Genomic DNA, 13178 nt, shown 5'->3' on the forward strand with positions numbered 1-13178 from the left:
ACACCGAACAGTCCGGTGTCCGCCCGTGCTTCCGGCACAGTTCCCTCCTTGACGTCGCCGACCGCTTCCTGGCGACGGTGGAGCCGGACCGCCATGAGCTTCTTCAACCGGTCTGCGACCACATTGGTGTCGCCGCCGCTGAACAGGTTCGCCATGTACTTGAGCGGAAACCGGGCGTCGTCGATGGTTCCGAAGAGCTCTTTGGTGCTGGTGTCGTAGAGCCAGCTGTCGGACCAGTGCTTGGCCATCTGGTGCAGTTTCTCGGACTGTTCGGTGTTCTCGACCTCGGAGACCGACGCCATCACCGGCAGCAACGGCGGTACGTAGAACAGCATCGGCAGAGTCCGGAACTCCGGATGCAGCGGCAGCGCCAGGGTCCATTCCTTGACGAACCTATAGGTGGGCGACTTCTGCGCCGCGTCGATCGTGGAATCGGCGACTCCGTTGGCCGCGGCCGCGGCGATGACCTCGGGATCGAACGGGTCGAGGATCATGTCCATCTGACTCCGGATCAGGTCGGCGTCGTCGGCCGATGCGACCGCCTCGATTCGATCGGCGTCGTAAAGCAACACTCCCAAATAGCGGATCCGGCCGACACAAGAGTGCATGCACGCGGGGGCGTGACCGGCTTCGATGCGCGGGTAACAGAGAATGCACTTCTCGGACTTGCCGGTGCTCCAGTTGTAGTAGGTCTTCTTGTACGGGCAGGCGGTGACGCACATGCGCCAGCCGCGGCAGACATTCTGGTTGATGAGCACCACGCCGTCCTCTCCGCGCTTGTAGATCGCCCCCGAGGGGCACGAAGCGACGCAGGCGGGGTTCAGGCAGTGGTTGCAGATCCGCGGCAGGTAGAAGAACGCCATGCGCTCGAGCTGGAACATGGCCTCCCGCTCGACGGGGGAGAGGTTTTCGAGGTTGGGGTCGTTGCGAGCGTAGTCGGGCGAGCCGCTCAGGTCGTCGTCCCAGTTCGGTCCCATCTTGATGTCCATGGGCTCGCCCGTGATCATCGACACCGGGCGGGCCGTGGGTTGGTCGTCGCCGGCCGGCGATTCGATGAGGTCCAGGTACTTGTAAGTGAAAGGCTCGTAGTAGTCGTCGATCACCGGCAGGCGGGGATTGTGGAAGATGTTGGTCAGGCTCTTGGGCTTGCCGGCGCCCTTGAGGTCTATCTTGTCGCCATCCTTCTCCCAGCCGCCCTTATAGATCTCCTGATCTTCCCACTTGCCGGGGTAGCCGGTGCCGGGCTTGGTCTCCACGTTGTTCCACCACATGTACTCGGCGCCCTTACGATCGGTCCAAATGTTCTTGCAGGCGACCGAGCAGGTGTGGCAACCGATGCACTTGTCGAGATGGAACACCATCGAGATCTGTGATCGAACATCCATGTCAGCTCTCCCGTCCTTGGCGTGTCATTGGGTTCATCAGAACACCACCTTGTCCATTCGCTTGACGACCACGTGGGTGTCGCGGTTGGGGGCAATCGGGCCCCAGTAGTTGAAGCCGTAGGCGAATTGTCCGTAGCCCCCGGCGAGGAAATTGGGTTTCAGGTGAATACGGGTGAGGCTGTTGTGGCCTCCCGCGCGCTTGCCGCGGACCTGAGACTTCGGAATGCCGACCGTGCGCTCGGGCACGTGGTAGACGATGCACACGCCCTTGGGAATCCGCGCGCTGACGCAGGCGCGCGCGGCGTAGACGCCGTGGTCGTTGATGACCTCGACCCAGTCGTTGTCCTCGATGCCCAGCTCCGACGCGTCCGGCTCGCTCATCCAGACCGGCTCACAGCCTCGCGAGAGGGTGAGCATCCGGTGGTTGTCCCCGTAGGTGGAATGGATGTGCCACTTGCCGTGGGGTGTGAGGCAATTGAGGATCCTCGCTTCGCCATCCTTCAGCGTTTGCTTGAGGTCGCCGTAGGCCTCGGGCTTGGGCGACGGCTTGTAGGTCGGCAGGTTCTCGCCGTAGGCTAGGTACATCTCGTGGTCGAGGTAGAAGTGCTGGCGTCCGGTGAGCGTCCGCCAGGGAACGAGCTTCTCGACGTTGTAGGTATAAGGGGCGTAGGCGCGCCCGTCGGTCATGAGGCCCGACCACAGCGGCGAGGTGTTGTACCGGCGCGGCTGAGCCTGCAGGTCCGCGTAGTTGATGCGTATGTCCTTGCTGCCGGCTCCGAGGCCGGTGAGCTCGAGCCCGGTCCGTTCCCCCGCATCTTCGTAGGCACGCACATTGAGCACGCCGTTGGTCAAGGTGGAAAGATGCAGCACCGCGTTGGCGGCCCAGACGTCTTCCTTCAACGACGGGTAGACGTTGCCGTTGCTGCGCTCCACGGGGAAGTGGTTGGAGGAGATCATCTCGTCGTAGGCGTCGGCGCAGTGGTAGTGATTACCGTGGGCGCCGAGGCCCGCGGTTCGAACCCGATCTCCCAGCGTGATGAATTTCTCGTAGAGCTTGGTGTAGTCGCGGTCGACGACCGTGAGGCTGTGAGTGGTCTTGCCCGGCACCGGTTCGCACTCGCCCTGGTACCAGTCCTTGATGACCGGCTGAGAGATCTCCCCGGGCGAATCGTGTGCGATGGGAGCGGCGACGATATCCTTTTGCGGCTTGGGGAAATACTGTGCCGCCGCTTCGCTGGTGACCCTCGCCAACTCACGGAAGATCTCCCAATCCGTCTTCGACTCCCATACCGGCGCGATGGCGGCGGAGAGCGGATGGATGAAGGAGTGCAGGTCCGTGCTGTTGAGGTCCGCCTTCTCGTACCAGGAGGCCGCGGGCAGGACGATGTCCGAGTAGAGCGCCGACGAGTCCATGCGGAAGTTCAGGTCGACGATCAGATCCATCTTGCCGACCGGTGCGACCTCGTGCCACTTGACCTCGCTGGTGTGGTCCTCGGAGTCTTCGGCGATCGAGTTGTGGTGGGTGCCGAGGTAGTGCTTGAGGGCGTACTCGTGCCCCTTCATGCTGCCCATGATGGCGTTGCCGCGCCAGATGTACCAGACGCGTGGGAAGTTGTGCTCGGCTTCCGGGTCGCTGACCGAGTACTGCAGTTCTCGGCTCTCGAGCCTGTCCATCACGTACTGCTCGATGCCGGCGTCGTCGGTCGCGCCGGCGTCGATCGCCTCCCGGCACAGCTCCAGCGTGTTGCGGTCAAACTGCGGGTAGAAAGGCATCCACCCCATGCGCACCGCCTTGTAGATCTGGTCGGCGGTGTGTTGTTTGGTGAGCTCGTTGTCGGGGACCGTGTTGTATTTCGAGAACTGTCCGTCGTAGCGGTACTGGCAGGTGTTGATGTAGTGCCAGATGGGCGTTTGCTGCAGTCGAACCGCCGCATGGTGGTCCTTGCCGAACGCGATCGCGCCCCAGGAGTCCGCCGGCGCCAGCTTCTCCTGGCCGACGTAGTGGTTGAGGCCGCCGCCGTTCTTGCCCACGCAGCCGGTGAGCATCAGGGCCATTGCCCCGGCCCTATACATCAGGTTCGCGTGGTACCAGTGGTTGATGCCGGCCCCGATGATGATCATGCACTTGCCACCCGTGGCCTCGGCGGTGCTCGCCCACTCGCGGGCGAACTGCAGCACGGTGTCGGAAGCCACGCCGGTGAAGATCTCCTGCCACGCCGGGGTGTAAGCGACGTCCTTGTCGCCGTAGTTCTCAGGATAGTCGCCTGGAAGGCCGCGATCGACGCCGTACTGCGCCATGGTCAGGTCGTAGACCGTGGTCACCGTGACCGGGCCCTCGGTCGTCTCGACCTGCGTCACCGGGACGCCGCGATAGGCCGTCCGGTCGAGCCCGAACTCGGTGAAGGCGGTCTGGGCGACCTCGTCCGATCGCCCGAGCAGCGTCAGCACCGGGTCGTACGGCTGGTCGTCGACAACGCTCTCGAGCCGCATGTTCCAGTTGCCCTTCTTCTTGTCCCAACGCGAGCCGGAGCTGCCCTTGGGAACGACGAACCGGCCGGTCTTGGCGTCGAGGTTGACGAATTTCCAGTCGCCGTTCGAGATGTCCGAGTACTCGGCGAGCTCCGAGGCGCGCAGCAACCTTCCCGGCTTGTAGTGATCGCCGTCTTTTTCGAGCTTCACCAGGTACGGGCTGTCCGTGTACTGCTTCGTATAGTCGATGAAATAGGGAGCCTGCTTCTCGTGGTGGAACTCTTTGAGGATGACGTGGGTCGTCGCCATCCAGAACGCACCGTCACTGCCGGCGTGTAGCGGTACCCACTGATCGGCGTACTTGCAAACCTGGCTGAAGTCCGGCGAGAAGACCACGGCCTTGGTGCCGTTGTGACGAGACTCGGCGAAGAAGTGGCAGTCGGGAGTGCGCGTCATGTTGAGGCAGGCACCCATGTCCGCGACCATCTTCGCGTTGTACCAGTCGGCGCTCTCGCAGACGTCGGTCTGCTCTCCCCAGATCTCCGGAAAGGCGGTGGGCAGGTCGCAGTACCAGTCGTAGAAGCTCAGGTTGACGCCCCCGAACAGCTGCAGAAAGCGCCCACCGGCCGCGTAGCTCAGCATCGACATCGCCGGAATCGGGCTGAAGCCGATCACCCGGTCCGGGCCGTACTCCTCGGCCGTGCTGATGTTGGCAACGGCCATGATCTCGAGAACCTCGTCCCAGCTAGCCCGGCGGAACCCACCTTTGCCGCGGGCCTCCTGGTACGCCTTTCGTGCCTCCTTGTCTTCCTGCAGCGCCTTCCAGGCCTTCATCGGATCGCCGGTTTCGCGCTTCTTGGCGCGGAAGGCGTCGATCAGGGCACTGCGGATCAACGGGTACTTGATCCGCAGGGGGCTGTACAGGTACCACGAGTACGAGATCCCGCGCTGGCATCCGCGGGGCTCGTAAGGAGGCAGTGCGTCGTCCAGCAAAGGGTAGTCGAGCTGCTGCGTCTCCCAGGTCACGATGCCGTCCTTGACGTGGATCTGCCAGGAGCAGCCGCCCGTGCAGTTCACGCCGTGTGTGCTGCGGACGATGCGATCGTGCTGGAAGCGGTTGCGGTAGAACTCCTCCCACTTCCTGGTTTGCGGCGAAATGATGTCTTTGATCCAACCCATTTGTCTTCTCTCGGCTTCGTTGCGGTCGTGAATTCAGGCGGATTTCGTTTGCCGGTCGTAGATTTCCTGGTTGACCGAGTCCCTTTTCCGGCGGCTCCAGATCAATGTGTAAAGACCCAGCAGGAGCGTCGAGCCGACGGCCCCGGCGCCGAGCATGAGGGGAGCGTAGGGTCGCGCCTGGTGCTCGGCCTTCTCGGCGTCAGCGCTCTTCAGGAAGCCCACCAGGGCCGCGATTTCCGTCTCGGTGGGCGGCCGGTCGCGATAGGCCCGCTGCATCGCGGGGTAGGGAGCCGTCTCGATCATGACGACAAGCGCCGACTCGCCCAGGCGCGAATAGGCGTCCGTGAGCTCGCGGGCCAGAGTCCCGCCACCGATGACCGAGTCGTTGGCCACCTCGTGGCACGTGTTGCACGCGGGGCCACCGCCGGTGAGCCGGGTCGTGCCTTGGTAGAGCTCCTGTCCCAGGGCGACTTGTTCCTCGGTGGCGGCGAGCGTTCCCGGCGGCTGGGCCAGCCAGCCGGCGATGACGGAGCACGCCGCCGTCAGTACCGGGATGAGCGCGGTCCGTTCGGTGAGCTTTGGCATGATCTCCAACCTCTCGGAATACATGGATATCCAGAGTCCTTACACGACACGGCAACGCCGAACCAGCAGACGCCGTGACAACAGCCGTTATATGACACCGCACCGAAACGGCCGGGAACGTCCAAGCAGGCAGGCCAGCCCCACCCCGTGGGATAGGCCGATGCGAGAAAAGGACGGAGAAGCCGGTCCAGAGGCGGGTGGCTGCGGGACTTCAAGAGGAAGTTTCTGGCGCACCTCGGCGACGTTCTGCACGTCGATCCAGCGGTCCGCCTCTCTGATAAGCCCACGGGCCTCCTGCTCAGGCCGTCAGCGACCCACGTCATGCGCCGGCGCCAGCCAGCTACTCGGCGCGCTGAAACGGCCGGAACTTTCCCGCGGAAGTCGCGGCATCGGTAGGGCGATCGCGCTCAACGCCGCGCGCGACGGCGCCAACATCGCCATTGCGTCGAAGAGATCGACGTAGTTGTGGAACCGTCTGGGTAACGACTACCCGAAGGGGTGTGGCACCGCCATCAGAGCGACATTAGCCTGAAAACTCGACAACAGTACACCAAGGAAAAGGAGCTACCCCTGCGCGTCAAGAAGCCTTGGGCGCTTATTGCGATCTTTGTTCTCGCCGGTCTCTCGATCGCGCCGGCGAGCGTAGCGGTACTGGGCAGCAAGTTCGACGCCAGCAGTCACAAGCAGGTCGACAATCCGGCGACGTATCGGTCTGGAGCTGCTCGGACCCATGAGAGCTGGCGCTCTAGCCAGGCGAGCCCGGTGCACGTCCCCTGGGTGCACCACAGCGGCACCTGCAACCCTGGCTCTGGGTTCCAGATGAAATGAGTTGGTGGGTTCCCAGCTGAGAAAAGCAGTTTCCTCTCCCACCAACAGGGTGGTTGTCACAGGCCTGGGAGCCGTAACGCCCATTGGCCTTGGAGCCGAAGGGTTCTGGGCTGGGCTCGCTTCCGGATGCAATGGTGTCGGCGAGGTCACGCGTTTCGACGCCAGCGATTTCCGCTCGAAGTTGGCGGCCGAGGTCAAGGACTTCCATCCCGAGGAGTGGCTGGACCGAAGGGCCGCCGCGAGGATGGACCGTTTCGTCCAGTTCGCCATGGTGGCCGCGCAAATGGCCTATGAGAACGCGGGCTTGGGCTCATTCGACTTCGACCCCACACGCGCGGGTGTGATCATCGGCTCGGGAATAGGTGGCTCGAAGGGCATCGAGGACGGCTATTCGGCACTCGGAAAGCGCGGACCCCGCGGCATGAGCCCTTTTACGGTTTCGTTGTTCCTGATCAACATGGCGGCCTGCCAGGTGTCGATCGAGTACGGATTGAAGGGGTATCTGTCCGCTCCTTCCGTGGCCTGCTCGACCGGAGCGGAGGCGATCGGCCAGGCGATGCGGGTCCTGCAACGAGGTGATGCTGACTTGATGTTCGCCGGGGCCTCCGAGGCCTGCATCGACGTTCTCGCCTATGGCGGATTCTGCGCCACGCGGTCGATGACCATCAATCCGGACCCGGAAACGGCTAGCCGCCCCTTCGATCGCAATCGCAACGGTTTTGTCATGGGTGAGGGGGCGGGAATTGTCGTCTTGGAAGCGTTGGACCACGCGCGGGTCCGAGGTGCCCAGATCCATGCTGAACTGATCGGCTACGGGAACACAGCCGACGCCCACCATCTGACAGCGCCTCATCCCGAAGGCGACGGCATGATCCGCGTGATGCAGGCGGCCCTCGATGATGCCGGCATCGAACCAGAACAGGTCGACTACATCAACGCTCATGGGACATCGACCCTTCTCAACGACAAATGCGAGAGCGCTGCGGTCCTAGAGGTGTTCGGCGAACACGCCCGCTCCATGAAGATGAGCTCGAACAAGTCGATGATCGGCCATTTGATGGCGGCCTCCGGCGCTGTGGAGTTCGTCGCCACCGTCATGAGCATCAAGAAACAAATGGCCCCGCCCACAATCCACTACCGGGATCCGGATCCGCAATGTCCTCTCGACTACGTAGCCAACGAAGCGATGGCCCTCGACCTCGAGGTGGCATTGAAGAACTCGTTCGGGTTCGGTGGTGGCAATGCTAGTCTCGCCGTCAGGAAAATGAAGGGCTGAATGTGGAACTGCCTAAGCTCCAGATCGGGAATCTGATCGCCGAAGTCCCGATCGTTCAGGGAGGCATGGGCGTACGCGTGTCGCTTGCGTCATTAGCAACGGCGGTCGCCAACGAGGGTGGTATCGGGACAATCTCCAGCATGGGATTGGGCGATCTGCGGCTTGCCGGCAAGGAGTTTGAGACGCGGTCGCGCGAGGCGCTGATCCGCGAGATTCACAAGGCCGAGAGCCTGACTTCGGGAATCCTGGCGGTGAACGTCATGGGTGCGCTCAGCAATGCCGCCGATTTGGTGAGAGCGGCTATCGAGGGCGGCATCCGCCTCATCGTGTTCGGCGCAGGCTTGCCGATGAAACTGCCCGCGATCGCCGAAAGCCCGGACGTCAACCTGGTTCCGATCATCTCCTCCTCGCGCGTGGCCACACTGATCATGCGGGCATGGAAGAAGCGTTACGACCGCACCGTGGATGCTTTCATCATCGAAGGACCGCTGGCAGGTGGCCACCTCGGATACTCCCGCGAGCAGCTCGAGCACCCCGAGGATTGTTCACTCGAAAAGTCGCTGGGGGAGGTGCTCGAGGCCATCAAGCCCTATGAAGATGACTGGGGCCGCAAGATCCCGATCATCGTCGCCGGTGGAATCTATGATGGCAAGGACATCGATCGGATGTTGTCTCTCGGTGCTTCGGGTGTGCAGATGGGCACGCGATTCGTCTGCACCAGCGAGTGTGGCGCCGCGGCGGAGTTCAAGCAGGCCTACCTGGATGCCAAGGAAGAGGACATCGCCATCGTCAAGAGTCCGGTCGGCATGCCCGGTCGTGCGATCTACAATCGTTTCCTCAAGACGATTGATGAAAAGGGTCGACAGAAGATCAAGTGTGCCTACCGCTGCCTGACCTCGTGCAAGATCAAGGATGCGAAGTACTGTATTGCGCAGGCTCTCCTCAATTCGGTCTCCGGCGATGTCGATCGCGGACTCATCTTCTGTGGCACGAACGCATTTCGTGTCGACAAGATCGTGTCGGTAAAGGCTCTCTTTCAGGAGTTGCTTTCCGGATGGCAGGTCGCGGTGGCGCGACGAACCCCCGTCCAGGTGGCATCCACTTCTCGAAAGGGCCCGTGATGCCTAGCGATAAGCAGCCGGTACCGCCGGGCGACTGGAGCCTGCCCATCCGGGTGGCGCTCTTGCTGCCGCCCCAGGCGTAGTCTTTAGATCGCCTCTAGATCGCCTCCGGCGGCAGATACCTGCCTGACGGAGGTTGACGACTCGTGGGGCGCGCATAGCGGCCCGTCGAAAGGAGATCGACGCTTGAACACGAGGGCTCGGTCACTCGCAACGGTTGTTGCTTTTCTCAGCCTCACGGTCGCCGTCGCCGAGGCCTCTGAGGTCTCAGGGTATGTGCGTGAGCAGGGCACTCTCGCTCCGATTCCGGGCGCCATCGTGTCTCTCCAGGCAGCCGACACGAGGACGACCAGCCAAGGGGATGGTAGCTACAGTTTCGACGTCGGCACCGGGATGAACCTGGTCATCGTCGGAGCGCAGAAGGGGTACTACAACGAGTCGATCGTCGTGACTCCACCGGCCAGTGGGCAGGACATCCTGCTCGAAACGGTGCCACAGGACGACGACCCCAGCTATTCCCTGGTGGATCCCCGTGCCTGCCAGAGGTGCCATCCGCACCAGTACGCGGAGTGGGTCGGCACGCCGATGGCAAACGCAGGCGAGAACACCTGGGTCCGCGACATATACAACGGCAGCGGAACGGCGGGCGGCGATGGAGGATTCGTCTACACGCGGGACTCGGTCCACAGAGACAACGTTCCGGATTCCGAGCGCGCATCGTGCCATCAGCCCACTCTGTGGATCGGCAACGGCCTCTCAGGCGACCTCGACGACACGCTGGACTCCGAGCCAATGGCAGTGGCGCACGGGGTGTCTTGCGACGTGTGTCACAAGATCGCCGACATCGACGAATCGAAAAAGAGCTTTCCCGGAATTCATCCCGACGCGGTGACGTTCACCCGTCCGGCAGGTCCGGAGTTCAATCAGGTGCAGTATGGTGTCCGCCCCGACGTCGACTACGTTAGCCCGTCTGCGATGCGAGCCTCGCACCAACCGCAGCTCGTGGCCGCGGTGTGCGGAGCATGCCATCAGGACAAGAACGATCCCGACGAGGACGGCGATTTCGAGGAGGACGACGGGGTCATCTCCGAGCCGACCTACCTCGAGTGGTTGAACTCTCCCTACGGGGACGAGCGATCGAGCAGGTACACAACGTGCGTCGACTGCCACATGCCGTCACTCGGGGACAGGCAGGTCTGCGACGTTCTGGACCCGCCGCTCGAGCGTGACCCGGACACGATCAGGTCGCACTTCATCGAGGGAACCACGGCCCCGTTCCTGGAGAACGCGGCCGAGCTCACGATGCGGACCGAGTTCGTTGGCGACTCGATCGAAGTCGAGGTCGGCGTGACGAACTCGCTGACCGGCCACCACGTCCCCACCGGGGTGACCGTCAGGAACATGATCCTGCTGGTCCAGGCCTGGCGGGCTGGAAACGATCCGTTCCTGAACCCCCTGCCCCACACGGGATCCGAGACGATCCACGAGCTTGGTGGTATCGGCGACCCCACTCGGGGTTACTACGCCGGCCTGCCCGGCAAGCTCTACGCGAAGGTCAACCGCGACGGCTCCGGGAACAGCCCGACCTTCTTTACCGACGCGACTGGAATCGTCTTCGACAACCGGATCCCCGCGCTCGCCACGGATACCACGAACTACACCTTTGCGGTGACGCCGGGGGAAGGCGCGATTCACGTGCGTGCCCGCCTCATCTACCGTCGCGCGTTTCGCTTCCTGGTGGACGCGAAGAACTGGACCGAGGACGGCCACGGGAACCCTCTGGAAGATGTCTTGCCTCCGTACTACGGCCATCTGATGGAGAGCGCGACCACAGCCAACCTGGTTGGCCACAGATTCAGCTTGAGCAAGTATGGAGGCAACCCCAGGGCAGGAAGACTCTACAAGATCGTGATCAAGGCAAACTCGGACGGAAGCGAAACGGATTACCCTTCCGGCTTCCCGCTCCCGACCGACCCAGCCACGAACGGAGGGTCGGTCACCGTAAGCCGTGACGGGGGTACGTTGAGTGATCCGCTGACTGCGGGTTCCTGGAAAGGGCTCGGGAATCCACCGGGGAGCAAGGGTTGGAAATACGAGAATACGAGCGCACCCTCTGGGGGCGCGGTGAAAAAGGCCCTCTTCAAGTCCAGAGTGATCAAGGTCGTCGCGAAGGGCACGGGGAGCATGCCGGTGCCGACGGCTTCAAACGGCCGCATCGACACCACGATCGTGGCTGACGACCAGAAGTATTGCGCGGAGGCCGATCCGCCACACTTCAAGGAATTGGCCGGAAGGCTCATCGAGTCGAGGAGTAGCATGGAGACGCTTGGACCCGCCGCCTGCGCGTCACCAGGCGGTGCATTTCTCGAGGTGACCTACGGCCCGCTCGACTGATACGGAATCCAGTCCTATAGCGTGTCCAAACCGGTGGCGAGTGTCGGGTACCGGAGAGTGGGAATCAACTCTAGGCGAGCCCGGCGCGATTCAGAGCGTCCAACTGGCTGAAAAACCCTGCCAAGGCCGCTTCCCACTCCGCCGGACTCGCTGGGCCGATACTCCCGGGCCAGCTGCCGTCGGCATGCTCCGGGACCTCAGGCTCTTTCCCGTCCAGCCACTTCACGACCCAGCGCATCCAGCAGGCCATGTGGTTGACTAGCTCGAGAACCGAGTGCAGGGACCCGTCCGGTCGCTTGCCGGCCGTTTCCCAGTCCAGATCTTCGAGCGCCTTGTCCGGCCCTACGTAGATGTCCTTGCCGGCCAGGATCCGATCGACCGCCTGCTCGAGCAGTGTACGATCGTCCTTCATCTGCTTCTTACGCCACCGCGATGTCTGCCGCACGGGGCTGTGGCGGTTGTCGACACTCGACCACCAACAGAGAGTCTACACCTGGCTCAGAGCACACGGGGCGGTGGCCGGTGCAGTGAGTGGTCAGGTCTCATTCTTGCGCAGCACCAAGATTGAGTAGTTGCCATTTGCCTGAGCGACGAGCGTTTCCCCCGAGAAGACCTGTGACTGGAGGTTGGCAACGGTCCTGCCTCTATTGACGACTTCGGTGATGCACGTGATAAGGCCGGAAGTAACGGGCTTGAAGTAGTTGATCTTCACTTCGATGGTGGCGCAGATCTCGCCTTCGGTCAGCGTCGGGTAAAGCGCCGCGCCCATGCCCGTGTCGGCGAGCGCGTAGATTACTGCGCCATGTACGACCTCGTGCGGGTTACGGTGGTGCTCCGCTACCTGCAAACTGCACCTGCTAAAGCCAGCGCGCTGCTCTTCAACGATGAGGCCAATGAGCTCTGCGAACGGGTGGTGCATCGCTACTCATTGTAGCGATCCGCTCGGGTTCCCCCGCCTATAGCCCCGCCGGGGGTCTTCTCTTTCTTCGCCCCTGGCGACCCAGAGGGTGAGAACCTTCTGCGACCGGGTTACCATGTAGCTGGCGTCGCGAGGCGGTTCCCTCTCAACGATCTCGAAAAAAGCACGATCACCCAGGAGCTCGTACGAATGAACGACCACTTCCGAGGGCCGATCGATATACGGCTGTCCTCGGGTTTGCCGTGGCACCTGGAGTTCGACGTCGAGCGAATCGGAAACGATTACCTCTGCCGGATTCACGGAGGCGACCGGCACATCGGTGCCGTCGCGCTGTCGCAGGTGCGCTCAGGCCGGGTGGTGACGGAGTGCCTCACCGTTGCCCGGCACAAGGAACGGGACATCGCCGCCGATGCCGCGCACTCGCTCTGCGCGGCAAGCCGAGCAGAGTAGAGTCTCCCGTTTCAGGTTCTGCGCAGCTTGCAGAGAAGTTTTTGTCGTCCGGTGTCAGGCGGCAAGGGCGTTTGGGAAGTAGTCCTTGCTCAGGTTGAGGGTTGCCGACATCAGCGCATGGCCTCTGCGGGTGACGCGCCAGCGGCGGCTGCGGGGGATCTTGGCCACGAGTCGATGAGTGTGGAGGATCTTGAGCAGGCGGGATACCCGCGCGCTGAGGCGCCGCTTCTGGCCGGGGTCTTTGGGGTCCCCATAGAGCCGCGTGCGGACGTGGCGGTTGCGGAAGCCCATGAGGGCGTGTTCGCCGCGCATGACGGCCTGGAAGAGTCGGAAGTCCTGGGTAGCCAGCGGATTGAGCGCGCGCACGGAGCGCCCGTGGGAGCGGGTGCGTCGGCAGGCTTGGTGGAGGGCGATGCGGGCCTGGGACAGGTCGTGGACGGAGGCGAGAGCGTTCAGGTAACGGGAGTTGGCGAGCCGTGAGATTTCCAGGTAGCGGTAGAGATTGGTGACCCGCTTGGCCATCGGGAACCATCCGACGACGGGTTGCCCCTGGCAGGTGCCGCGGCGGCGGA

10 protein-coding genes are annotated in these 13178 nt (G+C 63.0%); 4 read left to right on the plus strand and 6 right to left on the minus strand.

Features of this window, described 5'->3' with window-relative positions; genetic code table 11:
- The 3 genes from narH to GY769_11400 form a co-directional block, all read right to left on the minus strand.
- A partial coding sequence (narH, locus tag GY769_11390; GenBank protein ID MCP4202524.1) for a nitrate reductase subunit beta occupies positions 1-1385 on the minus strand: 1385 nt, incomplete at its 3' end.
- A gap of 36 nt (positions 1386-1421) precedes the next feature.
- Entirely contained in the window at positions 1422-5033 is a 3612-nt protein-coding gene (locus tag GY769_11395) for a nitrate reductase subunit alpha (GenBank protein ID MCP4202525.1), read from the minus strand.
- 33 nt (positions 5034-5066) lie between these two features.
- Positions 5067-5618 carry a cytochrome c gene (locus GY769_11400; protein MCP4202526.1) on the minus strand — a complete coding sequence of 184 codons (552 nt, stop codon included), beginning with the start codon at positions 5616-5618 and terminating at the stop codon, positions 5067-5069.
- Between the two features lie 844 nt (positions 5619-6462).
- Between GY769_11400 and fabF the strand changes: the two genes are divergently transcribed.
- The 3 genes from fabF (at position 6463) to GY769_11415 (ending at position 11237) form a co-directional block, all read left to right on the plus strand.
- Positions 6463-7722, plus strand: a complete 1260-nt coding sequence (fabF, locus tag GY769_11405) for a beta-ketoacyl-ACP synthase II (protein MCP4202527.1) — start codon at positions 6463-6465, stop codon at positions 7720-7722.
- Positions 7723-7724: 2 nt separating this feature from the next.
- Positions 7725-8843 (plus strand): nitronate monooxygenase, encoded by a 1119-nt coding sequence (locus GY769_11410; GenBank protein ID MCP4202528.1) that lies wholly within the window; start codon positions 7725-7727, stop codon positions 8841-8843.
- A gap of 186 nt (positions 8844-9029) precedes the next feature.
- Positions 9030-11237, plus strand: a complete 2208-nt coding sequence (locus tag GY769_11415) for a hypothetical protein (protein MCP4202529.1) — start codon at positions 9030-9032, stop codon at positions 11235-11237.
- Positions 11238-11307: 70 nt separating this feature from the next.
- Here GY769_11415 and GY769_11420 read toward each other — a convergent pair whose 3' ends face one another.
- Together GY769_11420 and GY769_11425 are read right to left on the minus strand one after the other, a co-directional pair.
- Positions 11308-11649, minus strand: coding sequence for a hypothetical protein (locus tag GY769_11420; protein MCP4202530.1), 342 nt, complete (start codon positions 11647-11649; stop codon positions 11308-11310).
- A gap of 123 nt (positions 11650-11772) precedes the next feature.
- On the minus strand, positions 11773-12156 hold the full coding sequence (locus tag GY769_11425; protein MCP4202531.1) for a PaaI family thioesterase: 384 nt from the start codon (positions 12154-12156) through the stop codon (positions 11773-11775).
- Positions 12157-12345: 189 nt separating this feature from the next.
- Between GY769_11425 and GY769_11430 the strand changes: the two genes are divergently transcribed.
- Complete coding sequence (locus GY769_11430; GenBank protein MCP4202532.1) at positions 12346-12606, plus strand: hypothetical protein; 261 nt, start codon at positions 12346-12348, stop codon at positions 12604-12606.
- Between the two features lie 54 nt (positions 12607-12660).
- Here GY769_11430 and GY769_11435 read toward each other — a convergent pair whose 3' ends face one another.
- Positions 12661-13128 (minus strand): hypothetical protein, encoded by a 468-nt coding sequence (locus GY769_11435; GenBank protein ID MCP4202533.1) that lies wholly within the window; start codon positions 13126-13128, stop codon positions 12661-12663.
- Between the last annotated feature and the right edge of the window lie 50 nt (positions 13129-13178).

It is taken from the genome of bacterium (genome assembly GCA_024224155.1).
Taxonomy (GTDB): Bacteria; Acidobacteriota; Thermoanaerobaculia; order Multivoradales; family JAHEKO01; genus CALZIK01.

What these genes read in the sequence shown, in the direction of transcription:
- GY769_11395 (MCP4202525.1), bottom strand. Translation starts at nt 5,033, where the DNA reads ATGGGTTGGATCAAAGACATCATTTCGCCGCAAACCAGGAAGTGGGAG.
- GY769_11400 (MCP4202526.1), bottom strand. Translation starts at nt 5,618, where the DNA reads ATGCCAAAGCTCACCGAACGGACCGCGCTCATCCCGGTACTGACGGCG.
- GY769_11420 (MCP4202530.1), bottom strand. Translation starts at nt 11,649, where the DNA reads ATGAAGGACGATCGTACACTGCTCGAGCAGGCGGTCGATCGGATCCTG.
- GY769_11425 (MCP4202531.1), bottom strand. Translation starts at nt 12,156, where the DNA reads ATGCACCACCCGTTCGCAGAGCTCATTGGCCTCATCGTTGAAGAGCAG.
- GY769_11430 (MCP4202532.1), top strand. Translation starts at nt 12,346, where the DNA reads ATGAACGACCACTTCCGAGGGCCGATCGATATACGGCTGTCCTCGGGT.
- GY769_11435 (MCP4202533.1), bottom strand. Translation starts at nt 13,128, where the DNA reads ATGGCCAAGCGGGTCACCAATCTCTACCGCTACCTGGAAATCTCACGG.